Annotated in this window: 13 protein-coding genes; 4 read left to right on the top strand and 9 right to left on the bottom strand. The window is 68.7% G+C overall.

Annotation, left to right across the window (positions count from 1 at the left end; genetic code table 11):
* Positions 1–33: 33 nt before the first annotated feature.
* Positions 34–1,788 carry a dihydroxy-acid dehydratase gene (gene ilvD / locus ACFQI8_RS02545; protein ID WP_390242650.1) on the top strand — a complete coding sequence of 585 codons (1,755 nt, stop codon included), beginning with the start codon at positions 34–36 and terminating at the stop codon, positions 1,786–1,788.
* Between the two features lie 358 nt (positions 1,789–2,146).
* Here the strand turns inward: ilvD and ACFQI8_RS02540 are convergent, their stop codons facing one another.
* Positions 2,147–3,106: a D-2-hydroxyacid dehydrogenase gene (locus ACFQI8_RS02540; protein WP_390242648.1), complete on the bottom strand. Its 960-nt coding sequence runs from the start codon at positions 3,104–3,106 to the stop codon at positions 2,147–2,149.
* Positions 3,107–3,163: 57 nt separating this feature from the next.
* Positions 3,164–3,391 carry a hypothetical protein gene (locus ACFQI8_RS02535; protein ID WP_390242647.1) on the bottom strand — a complete coding sequence of 76 codons (228 nt, stop codon included), beginning with the start codon at positions 3,389–3,391 and terminating at the stop codon, positions 3,164–3,166.
* A gap of 501 nt (positions 3,392–3,892) precedes the next feature.
* Between ACFQI8_RS02535 and ACFQI8_RS02530 the strand changes: the two genes are divergently transcribed.
* On the top strand, positions 3,893–5,278 hold the full coding sequence (locus ACFQI8_RS02530; RefSeq protein WP_390242646.1) for an NAD(P)/FAD-dependent oxidoreductase: 1,386 nt from the start codon (positions 3,893–3,895) through the stop codon (positions 5,276–5,278).
* Positions 5,279–5,704: 426 nt separating this feature from the next.
* On the opposite strand, the gene ACFQI8_RS02525 is transcribed toward ACFQI8_RS02530, so the two are convergent.
* From ACFQI8_RS02525 to ACFQI8_RS02505, 5 genes are all read right to left on the bottom strand, one after another.
* The gene (locus ACFQI8_RS02525) at positions 5,705–7,372 is read right to left on the bottom strand and encodes a lipopolysaccharide biosynthesis protein (RefSeq protein WP_390242644.1); all 1,668 of its coding nucleotides are present in this window, start codon (positions 7,370–7,372) and stop codon (positions 5,705–5,707) included.
* An 81-nt stretch (positions 7,373–7,453) separates the two neighbouring features.
* Positions 7,454–7,927 (bottom strand): hypothetical protein, encoded by a 474-nt coding sequence (locus ACFQI8_RS02520; RefSeq protein WP_390242642.1) that lies wholly within the window; start codon positions 7,925–7,927, stop codon positions 7,454–7,456.
* Positions 7,928–7,965: 38 nt separating this feature from the next.
* Complete coding sequence (locus tag ACFQI8_RS02515; RefSeq protein WP_390242640.1) at positions 7,966–9,399, bottom strand: cytochrome b; 1,434 nt, start codon at positions 9,397–9,399, stop codon at positions 7,966–7,968.
* A 1-nt stretch (position 9,400) separates the two neighbouring features.
* Positions 9,401–10,054 carry a QcrA and Rieske domain-containing protein gene (locus tag ACFQI8_RS02510; protein ID WP_390242638.1) on the bottom strand — a complete coding sequence of 218 codons (654 nt, stop codon included), beginning with the start codon at positions 10,052–10,054 and terminating at the stop codon, positions 9,401–9,403.
* Positions 10,055–10,068: 14 nt separating this feature from the next.
* Positions 10,069–10,668 (bottom strand): hypothetical protein, encoded by a 600-nt coding sequence (locus ACFQI8_RS02505; protein WP_390242636.1) that lies wholly within the window; start codon positions 10,666–10,668, stop codon positions 10,069–10,071.
* A 270-nt stretch (positions 10,669–10,938) separates the two neighbouring features.
* Between ACFQI8_RS02505 and ACFQI8_RS02500 the strand changes: the two genes are divergently transcribed.
* Complete coding sequence (locus tag ACFQI8_RS02500; RefSeq protein ID WP_390242635.1) at positions 10,939–11,625, top strand: plastocyanin/azurin family copper-binding protein; 687 nt, start codon at positions 10,939–10,941, stop codon at positions 11,623–11,625.
* Positions 11,626–11,649: 24 nt separating this feature from the next.
* Here the strand turns inward: ACFQI8_RS02500 and ACFQI8_RS02495 are convergent, their stop codons facing one another.
* A complete protein-coding gene (locus tag ACFQI8_RS02495; RefSeq protein ID WP_390242633.1) occupies positions 11,650–13,008 on the bottom strand; it encodes an NRAMP family divalent metal transporter in 1,359 nt (452 codons plus the stop codon).
* Between the two features lie 123 nt (positions 13,009–13,131).
* Here ACFQI8_RS02495 and ACFQI8_RS02490 point away from each other — a divergent pair, with 123 nt between their 5' ends.
* Complete coding sequence (locus tag ACFQI8_RS02490) at positions 13,132–15,018, top strand: PAS domain-containing sensor histidine kinase (protein WP_390242631.1); 1,887 nt, start codon at positions 13,132–13,134, stop codon at positions 15,016–15,018.
* Here the strand turns inward: ACFQI8_RS02490 and ACFQI8_RS02485 are convergent.
* The gene (locus tag ACFQI8_RS02485) at positions 14,979–15,350 is read right to left on the bottom strand and encodes a tautomerase family protein (RefSeq protein WP_390242973.1); all 372 of its coding nucleotides are present in this window, start codon (positions 15,348–15,350) and stop codon (positions 14,979–14,981) included. The two genes, ACFQI8_RS02490 and ACFQI8_RS02485, sit on opposite strands and share 40 nt — an antisense overlap.
* Positions 15,351–15,417: the final 67 nt, after the last annotated feature.

Genomic DNA, 15,417 nt, shown 5'->3' with positions numbered 1-15,417 from the left:
CCATTTAAGTTCGCGCACACGCTCCGATGAGGTATGAGCCAGCAGTCCCCTCGCGAGGAGGACTCGGACGACGTGTTCTCCAGCGGTAAGGACCCGAGCCTCCGAAGCACGGAGGTCACGGAGGGTCCCGACAAGGCCCCGCACCGAGCGATGTTCCGCGCCATGGGTTTCGACGACGAGGACTTCTCGTCGCCGATGGTCGGCGTGCCGAACCCCGCCGCCGACATCACCCCCTGTAACGTCCACCTCGACGACGTGGCCGACGCCGCAATCGAGGGCATCGACGCCGCCGGCGGGATGCCCATCGAGTTCGGGACCGTCACCATCTCCGACGCCATCTCCATGGGGACCGAGGGGATGAAGGCCTCGCTCATCTCCCGCGAGGTCATCGCCGACTCCGTCGAACTCGTCTCCTTCGGCGAGCGCATGGACGCGCTCGTCACCGTCGCCGGCTGTGACAAGAACCTCCCCGGCATGATGATGGCCGCCATCCGGACGGACCTCCCGTCGGTGTTCCTCTACGGCGGCTCCATCATGCCCGGCCAGCACGAGGGCCGCGAAGTGACCGTCCAGAACGTCTTCGAGGGCGTCGGCACCTACGCCGAAGGCGACATGAGCGCCGACGAACTCGACGACCTCGAACGCCACGCCTGCCCCGGCGCGGGCTCCTGCGGCGGGATGTTCACCGCCAACACGATGGCCTCCATCTCCGAGGCGCTCGGGATGGCCCCGCTCGGGTCGGCCTCCGCGCCCGCCGAGTCCGACGAGCGCTACGAGAACGCCCGCCGCGCCGGCGAGGTCGTCCTCGACTGCGTCGAAAACGACCGCCGCCCCTCCGACATCCTCACGAAGGAGTCCTTCGAGAACGCCATCACCCTGCAGGTCGCCACCGGCGGGTCGACCAACGCCGTGCTCCACCTGCTCGCGCTCGCCGCCGAGGCCGGCGTCGACCTCGACATCGAGGAGTTCGACGAGATCTCCCGCCGCACGCCGAAAATCGCCAACCTCCAGCCCGGCGGCACGCGCGTCATGAACGACCTCCACGAAATCGGCGGTATCCCGGTCGTCATCCGCCGCCTCGTCGAGGCGGGCCTGTTCCACGGCGACGCGATGACCGTCACCGGCCGCACCATCGCCGAGGAGCTCGACCACCTCGACCTGCCGGACGACGACGGCCTCGAAGCGGACTTCCTCTACACCGTCGACGAGCCGTATCAGGACGAGGGCGCAATCAAGATTCTCACCGGCAACCTCGCGCCCGACGGCGCGGTCCTGAAGGTGACCGGCGACGACGCCTTCCACCACACCGGCCCCGCCCGCGTCTTCGAGAACGAGGAGGACGCGATGCGCTACGTGCAGGAGGGTCACATCGAGGAGGGCGACGTCATCGCCATCCGCAACGAGGGACCGCGCGGCGGCCCCGGCATGCGCGAGATGCTCGGCGTCACCGCCGCCGTCGTCGGACAGGGCCACGAGGACGACGTGGCGCTTCTCACCGACGGTCGGTTCTCCGGCGCGACGCGCGGCCCGATGGTCGGCCACGTCGCCCCCGAAGCGACCGAGGGCGGCCCCATCGGCCTCCTCGAAGACGGCGACGAGGTGACCGTCGACATCCCGAACCGCGAACTCTCCGTGGACCTCACCGACGAGGAACTCGACGCCCGGAGGGAAGACTGGGAACCCAAGCCGCCGGCGTACACCTCCGGCGTGCTGGCGAAGTACGCCCGCGACTTCGGCTCCGCCGCGAACGGCGCGGTGACGAACCCGGCGCTCACGCGCGACGAATAACGGCGAGTCGCCGCGGCGTCTCCCGCGGCAGTTCCCGCGACGCGGACGCCGTCGTCCGTCGTCAGAACAGGCCGAGTCCGGACGCTCGGTACAGGGCGAGTATCCCGATTCCGAGCGCCGTTCCGGTCGGGACCAGCAGAATCACGTTTCGCGGCTGTTCGGTGAACCCGTAGACGCACAAGCCGAACGGGACGGACAGCAACACGTCTATCGACCACTAGGCGATGATTCGGTTCCACCGCCACGATGAGAACTGCACGGCGCAACCGACAGTCCCCACCGAAGTGACAGTTTAGATGCCGAACCCGGTCGCGGCGTCGCTGACTCCGCGCCCGCGGGGCCGCCGGTTCGACTCGGCTTAGACCACGCGGTTCCGCAGGTCGTCGTCGCCGGCGTCCAGTTTGTCGAGGTTTTCCGCGATGATGTCGGCCATGCGTTCCCAGTACTTCGGGGTGTGGCCGGCGTTGTGGGGCGTGATGAGGACGTTCTCGAAATCCCAAAGCGGGTGGTCCGCGGGGAGCGGTTCGGGGTCGGTCACGTCGAGGGCCGCCCCGCGGATGCCGTTGCTCCGGAGTTGGGAGACGAGCGCGTCGGTGTCGACGACCGGGCCGCGGCCGACGTTGACGAGGACGGTGTCGGGGGCCATCGACGCGAACGCGTCGGCGTCGACGAGGCCGCGGGTGGCGTCCGTCAGCGGGCACGCGATGACGACGTAGTCGGCGCGGGCGAAGGCGTCGTGGAGGCCCTGCTCGTCGTCGAAGCCGACGACCTCGTCGGTCGGGCCGCCCTTCTCCGGCGAGTAGCGCACGCCGGCGGTCTCGACGCCGAACGGTTCGAGTCGGTCCACGACGGCCTCGCCGAGCGCTCCGAGGCCGACGACGGCGACCGTCGACCCCTGCAGTTCGACCGTCGGGTACGACTGCCAGACGTTCGCCTCCGTCTGTCGCTCCGCGACGTGGAAGCGACGGGCGAAGTAGAGGAGGCTTCCGAGGACCTGCTCGGCGATGTTCGGGCCGTGGACGCCGGAGGCGTTGGTGACGGCGACGTCGCGGGCCTCGAACGCCTCGATGGGGAGGTGGCCGGTGCCGGCGAACACGCAGGCGAACAGGTCGAGGTTCTGGGCGGCGTCGAGGTCCGTTTCGTCCACCTCGAAGCCGGTCGCGACTCGGGCGCGGGAGAGGAGGTCGCGCTCCTCTTCGGGCGTCGTCGCGAGGGCGACCTCGCGGTCGGGGAGGCGCTCGCGGAGCGTTTCGGCGTACGCCTCGGCAGACAGGCCGTGAATCTTCTGCCGAAGCACCGCGATGTCTGGGTCGGACATGCTCGATGATTCTCGAAGGCGGTGATGAATCTGTCCGATTCGGACGCGGAAGGCCGCTCACTCGATGGGCTCGCGCCCCCGCGAGCGACGTTTCGAAATCGTCCGGGTGACCGCGACCGCATCGACCGTCGGGTCGACGACAAACCGGGAGCCGTCTTCGCCGAGTTTCCACGCAACGGGCGCATAGCCCTGTGGGGCGGGGCCGCCGTCGACGAACACGAGGTCGCCCGTCTCGTCGCGGAACACGACGGGCTCTCTCGGCTCGTCCGGCTCGTCTGCGGTCATTGACTCGGAGCTACCGCGGTCTCCGCTATAAACCTCCGTCTCCGGTTATCAACTGCTGTATTCAGTTGATGTTTTCGGAGAAAACCGGGCGCAGTAACGCTGTCTGACGATACATGAGTTATCGAATCACAGAATTAGGCGAGAAGAACCCGCGTCAGGTCGTCCGCGGGACCGTCAACTCCGGGGAGTCACGTCGCTCGTGGGACCGTCGGCTCCGGGGGGTCACATCGCTCGTGGGACCGTCGGCTCCGGGGGGTCATATCGCTCGTGGGACCGTCGGCTCCGGGGGGTCACATCGCTCGTGGGACCGTCGGCTCCGGGGGGTCATATCGCTCGTGGGACCGTCGGCTCCGAGGAAGGTACCGAGCGGCGGCGCGTCGGGCGCGAGCGCGACGCGCCGGTGGAAAACGCCCCGAAGGGAGGTGAGACGCGCGGTCTCGAAACCGTCGGACGCCGCGGCGCTTCAGGGGGTTTAATAGCCGAGCGAAGTGCTGTAGCGGTATGGAACGCGTAGATGTCGCCATCATCGGCGGCGGTCCGGCCGGCACGTCGGCGGCACACGCCGCGGCCTCGGCCGGGGCCTCCGCTCTGGTCCTCGAAAAGGGCGTCCCCCGAGCAGACAGACCGGGCCTCGGCCCCGATTCGACGGACGCGGCCGGTATCCTCGACTACTGGGTGGACATCATGGGCATCCACCCCGACGAGTTCCCCGACGACGTCGTGCTCGACATCCTCGACCGCGCGGAGTTCATCGGGCCGAACGAGTCGCTGACGCTTCGGAGCACCGGCATCGACTCCTCGTACGACGAGTTCGGCTACACCTTCCACCGCGCGAAGTTCGACGACTGGCTCCGCGGCCGCGCCGAGGACGCCGGCGCGGAGTACCGCGTGAAGGCCTCCGTCCGCGACGTGGAGACCGACCTCGACGCCGCCGGCGACGACCCCCGCCACGTCGTCCGCCTCGCCAACGGCGAGGACGTGGGCGCGGCGTTCGTCGTCCTCGCCGACGGCCCTCAGCGGACGGTCACGAACAAGGTGCTCGACGACCTGCTTCCGTTCCCCATCACGGACCGCCTGTCGTCGACCGAGGCGAACCACATCGCCTATCAGGAACACCGCGAGTTCCCCCCGGAACTGTTCGACGAGGTCGACGGCGCTATCAAGTTCTGGTGGGGTTACATGCCCGGTCACACGGCGTATCCGTGGGTATTCCCGAACGACGACAACGTCTGCCGAGTCGGCCTCACGATGCCCATCGGTCTCGACATCGACGAGGTCGACGACCGCGATGCGTACACGCTCCTCCGCGAGGACGACGAGCGCATCCCGCAGGGCCGCGAGTACGTCCGCCGCCTCCTCGAACAGGAGTACGGAGACGAGTACGACGTCGAGGAGGACTTCCCGCTCGTCGAGGACCGCGGGAAGACGAAGGGGACAGAGACGTACGCCATCTCCTCGACGCGCCCCATCGACTCGCCCGCGTCGGCCGGCATCGCCGTCACGGGCGGCGCGATGGGCGCGACCTCCGCGTTCCACGAGGGCGGCGACCACGTCGCCGTCCGCACGGGAGCCATCGCCGGCGAGCTCGCCGCCGAGGGCGACCTGAGCGACTACAACGACCGCTGGAAGGACGCCATCGGCGACGAGATTCTCCGCAACGTCGCCATGGCCGAAATCGTCCACGACTACGGCCCCGCCCAGTGGGACAAGACGTTCAAGGCGGCCCGGAAGCTCCTCGAAAAGGACGAGGGCTACAAGGCGTTCAGCGCCTCGAGGCTCACCGCCGGGTTCAGCGCCGCGAAGCTCGCCACGCAGTACCAGCGGACGAAAGTGAAGTACCGCAAGGGCAAGTACGTCCAACTGCGCGAAGACGAGTACGCGCTGTAGCCGTGGGTGCCGAAGGTGGTCGAAGCGGCCGCCGAAGGCCACCCCCGCGAGTCGAGCATCTCGGAGTCCCTGAGCGACTACGACGCCCGCCGGTCGGAACTCGTTTTACCCCCGGCGCGCTAGAGGCGAGTGCGTACCTCAAGTCCCCGGCCGAGTGTTCCCGCTTCGGGAGCGATGACAGCACGGCGAACCCGGGTGCGCAATACCTACTGGCCGGCTAGCGCCGGCGTACTTCGGAACGTCCGCGCCCGAAAGACGGACCGCCCGGCACGAGGGTTTCCCGGTCGACGCGGCACGCCGCCTCGGGATGACACCGGCCGTTAGTGTTCTGGGCGACATCCTCTCCCGGAAAGAGATTTCTTCGACGCTCGTCGGTCGCCAGTCCGACTGGCGAATGCGGCGAATCCGAAACCCCGCGAGCGACCGCTATCGGTCCCCGAACGTCCCGGGCCGCCGCTCGCCGAGGGCCGCGAGTATCGCCCGACGGTACCGTGCGGCCAACGCCGTCACCACGAGTCTGTCGCGGTCGTTGACGCCGAGGGCGACGAGCGCGACGACGTACGTCACCGCGCCCAGCGTCGCGCCGGCGGCGGCGACGAGTCCGCCGGGGCCGGCGAGCGTCGCGCGGACGAGGAGCATGACGCCGGCCGCCGCGACGCCCGCGCCGAGGGGCTTGAGAAACGTCGCGTCGAAGGGCCACAGCCCCTCGAAGCGGCGCAAGAGCACGACCTGAATCGTGTTCTGGACGGCGATGGCGACGGCCGTACCGAGCGCCGCGCCGGCGAGGCCGAACGCCCGGACGAACGCGAACGTGAGGAGCGTGTTCAGGACGGCCAAGAGCCAGTCGAGCGCCATCCGGGCGTACTGGTGGTCGGTCATCATGAGTAGCCACCCCGTCGCGCCGACGGCGCTCCCGACTAAGACGCCGCCGAGGTAGACGACGAGCGGGACGTAGCCAGCCGCGAAGTTCGGGCCGAACACGGTGAGAACCGACCGCCCGTACACCGCGAGCACGGCGAGAATCGGAACGACGCAGGTGACGATGAGCCGCGTCACCGCCGTGTACACCGCGTTGAGCGTCTCCATCTCGTCGTCGGCGTAGAGCCCCGACGCGACCGGCGGCAGGAGCATGTTAAACGAGAGGAGCGGAATCCACGCCAGCGACACCAACACGAGCACCACGTTGTAGACGCCCGCCGCCTTCGCGGTCAGGAGGAACCCCACGAGCATCACGTCGATGCGGTTCTGAAACACCTTGCCGAGACTGCTCAGCGCGATGGGGGCCGAGTGGTTGTAGAACCGCCGGGCCTCGGAGCGCAGGCCGCCGACGGACGGGCGGATGCCGCTCGCCGAGACGACCATCGGGACGCCCAGCACCACGAGTCCGGCCATGCCGACGACGAACGCGGCGGCGACGCCGACCAGCGAGTACCCGAGCGCCATCGCGGCCACGGCACCACCCAGTTTGACCGCCGGGCGGAGGACGCGGTTGAAAAGTACCTCGCCGCGGGCCGACTGCACCGCCCTGAGGACGCCGGCGTGAATCCGCACCAGTCCGACGAGGACGACCAGCGCCGCGAACAGGTGTATCGTCGGCGGGAAGGCGGGATGTGACACCGTCGCGTCGTTGAGCCACCCGCTCGTGAGCACCAACCCACCGGCGAGTCCGAGGCCGACGACGAGCGTCGTCAGATACGCCAGCCCCACCACCCGCCCCTGTCGAGCGGGGTCGTCGTCGTACGCGGAGAGGTACCGCTGGAGCGTCCCGACCGACCCGAAGTTGACGAGGCGGAACAACAGTTGGGCGATTCGCCACGCGAACGCGTAGACGCCGTAGACGACCGGACCGAACCCCTGTGCGAGGACGTACTCGGTCGCCGTCGTCAGGGCGCGCTGGAGCGACTGTCCGCCCGAGCCGACGACCGCGCCGTGGCCGACAGTCAACAGCGCCTCGCGTTCGTCGGCGGAGATGTCAGCGTCAGCATCGGGGGGAGGGGCGGCGTCGGCGTCAGTGTCGGGGGCGGAGGCGGCGTCGGCGTCGGCGTTGGGGCTCGGGTCGTCGGGAACGTCGGCGTCGGATGGATCGGAGGGCACTGTCGCGTCTCTGTCGCTTGTCGAGGTCGAAGATAAGTCGCCTGATTCGCCCGCGAGTCACCGCCGAACGCGGTATCGCGGTCAGTCCCGACGCGAGGCGAGCGCGAGCCACCCACCGCCGGCGGCGATGCCGAGGATGCCGACCAGTCCGAGCGGCCCGGAGACCCCGAACAGCGTCGCCGCGAGGCGGTACGAGCCGGCGGCTCGAAGGGCGACGCCGGCGGCCGCAACGCCGAACGCCGAGAGCCAGAGCGCGCCGCCCAGACGGGCCAGCCGACTGCGCCACAGGCGCGTCGCGAGACTCGTGAGCGGTCGTCGGGGGAGGCCGTCGTCGGGGTCGGCCGCGGAGGCGGTGTCGTCTCTGCGGTCGTCGGATGGGGCCTCGCGGGGCGAGAGGAACGCGGTCCCGACGCCGACGACGAAGCCGACGAGTCCGACGGCGAGGGAGTGCGGGGCCGCGGCTCCGTTGAGCGCGGCGGCTATCGCCACGAGGCCGACGAGTTTCGAGCCGCCGTCGAGGAGGCGGAACGCGCGAGGCGAGAGTGGAACGTCCATAGTCGAAGTCGGGTTCGGTGGGTCGCGAGCCTGTGCGGTCAGCCGGCGGTTCCGGTTCGGCGCTTGCGGCGTTTACGGCGTTTGAGGAGCCAGTAGACGACGGCGAAGTCGAAAATCGGCATCCCAACGGTCAGCGCGACGAGCCACGGGTAGAGAACGGCGTCGGAGACGCCGAGAACGGCGGCGACGGTGGCCCGCATCCCGTCGATAGAGAGGACGATGATGAGCATGACGGCCGCGACGCCGAGGGCCGTCTGGAGGGGCCGGTCGAGCGGGTCGGCGGTGAAGTGGACCGGGTGTTCGGGGTTGTCGAGGAGCGGCCAAATCATCATCACGCCGATGATGAGCGAGGGGACGACGACGCCGCCGGCGAACCGGCCCCACTCGCCGAGCCACGAGGGCATCATCTTCAGCGAGCCGAACACCCACATGAAGAACCAGTCCGGGCCGACGTGCGAGGGAGTCGACGTGGGCGTCGCCGGACCGATGGCGGCGATACGCTGGACCGGGAAGAAGCCGGCGAGGAAGGCGACGGTCGCGGCCGTCAGGAGGAAGACGATAGTCGAGACGAGGAACTGCTGGGGGAAAAGCGGCATCCCGACGACGAGGCTGTCGTCATCGTCGTCGGGGCGGCCCTCGCCGCGGGAACTCGGCGCGTGTTCGGTGTGTTTCTGCCGCATCAACACGGCCATGTGGAGGGCGATAGCGCCAACCAACGCGGCCGGGATGAGAAAGACGTGGAGGAAAAACATTCGCGGGATGACCTGGTCAGCCCCCGCCGGGAACGCCCCGCCGAAGACGAGCGACTGCAGGAACGACCCGACGCCCGGAATCGTGCCGGTCATCTGGAAGCCGATGGTCGTCGCGGTCTTGCTGAAGTTGTCGTAAGGGAGCGCGTAGCCGAAAAAGCCCTCCACGAGGGCGAAAAGGAGGAGCGTGCTCCCGATGAACCAGTTCGGCTCGTGGGGGTTGCGGTACGCGCCCGTGAAGAAGACGCGGAACATGTGCAGGGCAATGGCGGCGATGAAGAGGTACGCCGCCCAGTGGTGCATCATGCGCGCGAACATCCCGAAGGTGGTGTCGTAGGTGATGTGCAGGACGCTCGCGAACGCCGCGGGCACCTCCGTGCCGGCGTACTGGAGCGCGTTGCCCTCGTAGGTGACGCTGTTGACCGCCGGATTGTACAGGAGGCCGAGGAACGTCCCCGTCAGGCCGAGGATGACGAAGGTGAAAAGCGCGATTTCGCCGAGGAGGAACGAGCCGTAGTCGTCCTCCGGGAACGCCTTGCCGAGGAGCGTGTGGTCTAGTTCGAGCCGCTGGTCCAGCCAGTCGAACAGGGCGTTTCTCGGGTAGGCCTCGTGGGTTCGGACCGTCAGGTCGGTTCCCGGCAGGTCGCCGTCCGCCTCGCCGCCGTCCGGCCGGACGTCCGGTCGGTCGTCGGCGGAGCCGTCGTCTGGTGCTGTCCCCGTCATCTCACTCCTCCGTCCCAATCGGTCCCTCGAACGGTCCCGTCGCGAGGAGGAGCGTTCCGTCCTCGTCGTCGGCGATGCCGAGGGGAAGTTGCGGGAGGGACCGCGACGCCGGGCCGCCGGTCACGGACCCACCCTTCGTGGGGTCGTAGAGACTACCGTGACAGGGACACCGGAGCTCGGAGCCCTGTTCGCCCGCGACGAGACAGCCCTCGTGGGTGCAGACCTTCGAGTAGGCCACGTAGCCCTTGGCCGTCCCCTCGATGTTCGTGGGCGCTTCGTACTCGTCTTCGGGGAAGCGAAGCAGGAGCGTGGTCGCGCGCTTGGTGACGAGCGCGCCGCCGCCTTCCTTCTCCGGGAAGACGTCCATCTTGTCGAACTCGTCGGTCGAGAGCGCGTCGGCGGCGGTCAGGGGGTTGCCGTCCCTGTCGACGAGGCGCGTGCCCTCGACGTAGAGCGTCTCGCTTCCGGTGTCGAGACTGCCGGGGAGTCCCGCGGCGTAGTCGACGCCGAAGCTTCCGATGGCGGCCGCGCCGCCGATACCGGCGAGGAGCTTTGCCATGTTTCGCCGCGTCAGTTCGTCGTCGGTCTGCGGGATGTCCGGGGCGTCTGTGTCGGTGTCGGTCTGGGCGTCGGTGTCGGTGGTGCGGTTGCTCATGTCTGTGCGGATGGTCAGTGGTCTCTGGTCTCTGCGACGGTGATGCTCGGGACGAAGTACGCCGTGTACGCGAGGACGGTCAGCGCGAGCGAGAGGAACAGCATCCCGGCGTAGGTGCCGAGGAACTGCGTCCGCGCCGAGCCGAGTCCCTCCAGCGCGAGGAGGGCGGCGAACGACACGTCCACCCACGAAAGGAGCGCCACGACGAGTAGTCCCGTCCGCGACGACACGGCCGGGACGTAGTCGAGGATGCGCCGGGACTCCGTTTCCATGTACGGCGGGACGGAGACGGTCGCGCGGCCGCCGTCGGCGACGACGGAGTCGCCGAGGTGGCTGATGCGGTCGAGGAACCGCTTCGTCCCGACCATCACGCCGACCATCCCGAGAAGCGCGACCCACGCGACGACGCCGGCCTGATTGACGCCGACTTCGACCGGGCCGGGGAGATAGCCGCTCGCGGGCTGGAGGTCGCCCGAAGTGTTGACGGCGACCGGCTCCGCGCCGGTGCCGACGCCGATACCGCCGCCGTCGGTCCCGCTCGTCAGCGCGACGTACCACATCGGGAGTAGTACGACCGCGATGAGGAGCAGGATGACTGCGGTCTCACGCCGCATCGGTTCTCACCGCCGAACGTCGGGTCGGATTCACCACGAATTTCATGAATGTACCAATGGTTTTACCTAATCGTTAATGCCGTATTGACGCTCCCGCGACCGAGGGGGCGACCCTGGGTTCGCGGGAGCGACGATGCCACGTAAGCGTTCAGACGAGCGGTTATTTGTTTTTCTGTTTCGGGATGTTCGAGAACCAACAGAACTACAAGATAGTAGACGAACGGTCAGGTAGTAGGCAGTATCAGCGGTAATACGAACTCAGACACCATTATGAACAGACGAACGTTCATGAAAAATATTGCGGGTGGGGTCGTCGTCCTCGGGGCGTCGACGGGCGTCAGCGGGGCGTCGAACGAGAACTCGACCGCCGAGTCCGGCGGCAGTACAGACGCCGGTGGCGGCGCGGGCGGCGGCGGTTCGACCACCCATACTATCCAGATGGTGACAGAAGACGGGGAGTACTATTTCGACCCCGTCGGTCTGCACGTCGACCCCGGCGACACCGTCGAGTGGGTCCTCGAAAGCGGCGACCACTCCGCGACGGCCTACGCCGAGTCGAATCAGGCCGAACAGCGCATCCCGGAGGGCGCGTCCGGTTTCGACAGCGGCCTCTTGGAGGAGACCGGAACCAGCTTCTCGTACACCTTCGAAGTCGAGGGGACCTACGACTACTTCTGTAGCCCGCACAAGCAACTCGGAATGGTCGGTCGGGTCGTCTGCGGCGACCCCGGCGGGCCGGCCGAGGAGGGCGCGATTCCGAACGAACCGGGCTCCGGTCTCATGCCCGGGTCGGCGGACATCGTCGAGGCGGGGTCGCTGTCGTACCCCTACGTCCCGAGCGGCGGGTCCTCGGGGTCGCTCCCGTGGCAGTTCTGGGCCGCGACGGGCGGGCTCGGGACTGCCGTCATCGCGATGGTCTCTAAGTACGACCGGGCGTCGGGCCGCTACAGCGAGTAGGCTCGCGGCCCCAGGCCGGGCCGCTCAGGCCGCGGTCGGTCGCGCAATCGTCTCGCGGACGAACTTGCCGAGCAGGCCGAGCGTTGCCGCCGCCATGGCCGCGGCGAAGACGACGACGAACGCCGAAAGCGGGTCGCCGAGGTCCGAAAGCGCCCGCGAGCGGACGAAGTTCGCGGCGAGGACGGTCGTGACCGCGAACAGGACGACGCCGCCGAGGTTCGCGAGCGTCGAGTTCGGCTCCGCGACCGCGTCGCCGTTGAGTAAGACGAGCACGACGGCGATGGCAAACGGCGTGCCGACGAGGCCGAACGCCAGCACCAACACGAGAAGCGGGAAAAAGGCCCCGCCGAGGAACGCGCCGACGCCGGAGAACAGCGCCACGCCCGCGAGGAGCGTTCGGTACCGGTCGTCCGAGAGGTCCGTCCCCCAGCCGAGCTTGTCGGCGACGACGTACGGCGGGACGACGGTGTTGCCGCCGAGCGTGGAGACGGCCGCGCCGAGGAGGCCGAGGAGGAACAGCCACTTCGCGTTCGCGCCCGCAATCGGGCCGAGCGCCTGCGCGGCCGCAACCGCCGAGAGGTCGCTCGCGGCCACCTCGGGGCCGTGGAGGACGCTCGCGGCGACGAGGAAGATGGCGAGGCTGTAGACGCCGAAGGCGACGAGCATCGACGCGCCCACGTCGAACGTCGCCAGCCCGTAGTCGCGGGTCGTCCAGCCGCGGGCGCGCATCGTGTACGAGTGCATCGTGATGAGCGTGATGTGGACCGCGCCGCCGAGGATGCCGGCCGCGACGAGCGCGCCGTCGACGCCGGCCGGGATTCGCGGGACGAGCCCGCCGACCGCGGCCGCCGGGTCGACGGGGACGAAAACCAGCGAGGCGAGGAACGCGACGACGACGGCCGCGACGAGTCCCTTCGCGAGGAGTTCGACGAAGCGGTAGCCGCGCCCGGCGAGGCCGCCGGCGAGGACGACCGCCCACGCGACCCCCCAGAGGCGGGCGTCGACGCCGGTTATCGTCGCGGTCACGTCCGCGAGGCCCTTCATGATGACCAACTGAGCCAGCCCCGCGGCCAGCACCGCGTCGGCGACGAGCACCCACGCCCAGCCGTCGCCCAATTCGCGTTCCACGACGGAGACGAGGCCGTCCTGCGTGAGCAGTCCGAGTCGCATCGAGAGGTACTGCGCCGACGCCCCGAGCACCGCAGAGAGCACCACGACCCACAGCATCGCGTAGCCGAACGTCGCCCCCGCCGTGAGCACGGTCGCCATCGTCGCCGGTCCCGCCGCGACCGCGCCCGCGACCCACGACGGCCCCATCTCCGAGAGATACTCCCGCCAGTCGCCGCCTGTCACCGCCGATACGTCGAGTCTGGGTTCGTTCATGGCGTCGTGGTCTCGGCGGTCGTCACAAAAGTGTTGCTACTGGGTGTTACAACCGGGTAGTCATCTCGGAACGGCGCTGAGCGCCACACGACCTTTACCCGATGGTCGAGAGTTATCTAGGTGATGAGCGATGGTGACGGTTCGGTACCGCTCCTCGTCGTCGCCGACCCGGACGTTGCGACGGCGGTCACCGAGGGCGTCCGGGGGCGAGAGACGCGGTTCGAAGTCGAGACGGTTCGGACCGCGACCGCGGCGAGAGAGCGACTGCGGGACGCCGGCTCAGGCGTCGGCTTCGACTGCGTCGTCTCGTCGGTCGACGGGGAGGGGAGAGACGCGCTCGAGTTCCTCGCGGCGGTTCGCAGTCGAGAACCGAAGCTCCCGTTTCTCGTCGTCGCCGACGCGACGTACGAGTTGACCGCGAGCGAGGCGCTCGACGCGGGCGTCACCGATTACGTCCGTGTTCGGGAACCGGATGACTACGAGGAGTTGGCCGTCCGGGTCGAACGGGCAGTCGCGGCGACCGACTGGCGGTCGGTCGACTCCTCGCTCGTCTACGAGCGCGTCTTCGAGCAGATGCTCGAGGGCGCGTGTCTGTACGACCGCGAGGGACGGTTCCTCCTCGCGAGCGACTACCTGGCCGACTTCTACGGGATGACGCCAGCCGAACTCGAAGGCGAGCGGAGCCTACTCGTCGAGACGGTCCGCGAGGAACGTCCGGGCGACCCGTATCAGCGGCTCTTGGACGCGGAGGTCGACTCGCTCGAAGGCGAGACCGAACTCGTCACGCCGGACGGCGAATCGCGGACGCTGAGCTACCGCTTCGCGCCGTTTCAGGTGGCCGGCGAGGTCGTCGGCGTCATCGCCGTGTCGAGAGACATCACCGACCGACGGGAGCGAGAGCGGAAGCTGAAGCGCGCCCGCGAGGAGTACCAAGAACTCATCGACGGAATGAACGACACCGTCTGGGTCATCGACATCGACAGCCGCATCCTCGCGGTGAACGAGACCGCGGTGGAACTGCTCGGCTACTCGCGGGACGAACTCCTCTCGATGACGGTCCACGACATCGACGCGGGCCTCAGCGACGACGAGGCATCGGCGCTCATCTCCCAGATGCCGTCGGACGGCACACAGGTGTTCGAGACGGTCCACCGGGCGAAAGACGGTCGGGAGATACCCGTCGAAATCAGTTCGAGCCTCGTGACCTACCGCGGGAGGACAGTCGTGCTGAGCGTCGCCCGCGACATCACGACGCGGAAGCGCTACGAGTCGGAGCTCCGCGAGCAGAACCGCCTCCTCGAAACGCAACGCGACGAGCTCGCGGTGCTGAATCAGGTCGTCCGCCACGACGTCCGCAACGACCTCCAACTGGTGACCGCCTACGCGGAGTTGCTCGGAGAGCGCGTCACCGACGACGAGGCGCGGGAGTACGTCGACATCGTCCGGAAGCGCGCCAATCACGCGGTCGAACTGACGAAGACGGCGCGGGACGTGGCGGAGATGATGCGCAGTCGGGGCGTCGAAAACGAACCGGTCTCGCTCCGGCCCGTCCTCGAAGCCGAGCTCGCGTCGCTCCGAGAGATGGCTCCGAACGCGAGCGTGACGGTCGACGCCGAGGTTCCGGCGGTCGCGGTGCTCGCCGACGACATGCTCGGGTCCGTCTTCCGGAACCTCCTCACGAACGCCGCCCAGCACACCGACGGGGACGAGCCGACTATCGAGGTCTCCGTCTCCGGGACCGAGGGGGGCGACCGCGTCGTCGTCCGAATCGCCGACGACGGGCGCGGCGTGCCCGACGAGCGGAAAGAGGCAATCTTCGCGAAGGACGAAAAGGGACTGGGGAGTCGGGGAACCGGCCTCGGACTGTACCTCGTGCGGTCGCTGGTCGAGACGTACGGCGGCGACGTGTGGGTCGAGGACAACAACCCCTGCGGGTCCGTCTTCTCGGTCGAACTCCGGACCGCCCCCGGTCAGGCCGATTCGGACCAGTCGTCGCCGACGCGGTCGTAGCCCATCAGCTGGCTCCCCTCGTGTTCGGTGAAGACGACCTTCTGGTTCGACTCCGGCACGCCGAACCGCTCGGCGACGGCCTCGATGACCGCGAGGGCGAGGTCGCGCTTCCGGTCCGCCGACCGGCCCGCCCGGATGTCGGCCTGCAACACGGCGGTCTTGTCCCCGGTCGCCCGGCCGAGGTGAATCGCCCGGGCGTCGCGGACGCTGACGGCGGCGTAGTCGGTGTCGGCGTCCATCCGCTCGGCGTACAACTCGGCTATCTCGCTGGCGAATCGGTCCGCCTCGCGCGCCGTGACCTCGAAGTCGAGGTCGAACTGGAGATGCGGCATCTGCGTGACTCGCCGATACGCCCGCGACGACAAAAAGCCCGCTCCGTCGGAGGGCACGGGGACGGAG

This window comes from Haloferax chudinovii, assembly GCF_042663345.1.
GTDB lineage: Archaea > Halobacteriota > Halobacteria > Halobacteriales > Haloferacaceae > Haloferax > Haloferax chudinovii.
Note: the sequence above shows the minus strand (reverse complement) of the source record. Positions and strands in the feature narration are given on the sequence as shown.

Bases quoted from the DNA above. Each gene is read 5' to 3' on its own strand.
- ilvD (WP_390242650.1), top strand. From the start codon at position 34: ATGAGCCAGCAGTCCCCTCGCGAGGAGGACTCGGACGACGTGTTCTCC.
- ACFQI8_RS02540 (WP_390242648.1), bottom strand. From the start codon at position 3,106: ATGTCCGACCCAGACATCGCGGTGCTTCGGCAGAAGATTCACGGCCTG.
- ACFQI8_RS02535 (WP_390242647.1), bottom strand. From the start codon at position 3,391: ATGACCGCAGACGAGCCGGACGAGCCGAGAGAGCCCGTCGTGTTCCGC.
- ACFQI8_RS02530 (WP_390242646.1), top strand. From the start codon at position 3,893: ATGGAACGCGTAGATGTCGCCATCATCGGCGGCGGTCCGGCCGGCACG.
- ACFQI8_RS02520 (WP_390242642.1), bottom strand. From the start codon at position 7,927: ATGGACGTTCCACTCTCGCCTCGCGCGTTCCGCCTCCTCGACGGCGGC.
- ACFQI8_RS02515 (WP_390242640.1), bottom strand. From the start codon at position 9,399: ATGACGGGGACAGCACCAGACGACGGCTCCGCCGACGACCGACCGGAC.
- ACFQI8_RS02510 (WP_390242638.1), bottom strand. From the start codon at position 10,054: ATGAGCAACCGCACCACCGACACCGACGCCCAGACCGACACCGACACA.
- ACFQI8_RS02505 (WP_390242636.1), bottom strand. From the start codon at position 10,668: ATGCGGCGTGAGACCGCAGTCATCCTGCTCCTCATCGCGGTCGTACTA.
- ACFQI8_RS02500 (WP_390242635.1), top strand. From the start codon at position 10,939: ATGAACAGACGAACGTTCATGAAAAATATTGCGGGTGGGGTCGTCGTC.
- ACFQI8_RS02495 (WP_390242633.1), bottom strand. From the start codon at position 13,008: ATGAACGAACCCAGACTCGACGTATCGGCGGTGACAGGCGGCGACTGG.
- ACFQI8_RS02490 (WP_390242631.1), top strand. From the start codon at position 13,132: ATGAGCGATGGTGACGGTTCGGTACCGCTCCTCGTCGTCGCCGACCCG.
- ACFQI8_RS02485 (WP_390242973.1), bottom strand. From the start codon at position 15,350: ATGCCGCATCTCCAGTTCGACCTCGACTTCGAGGTCACGGCGCGCGAG.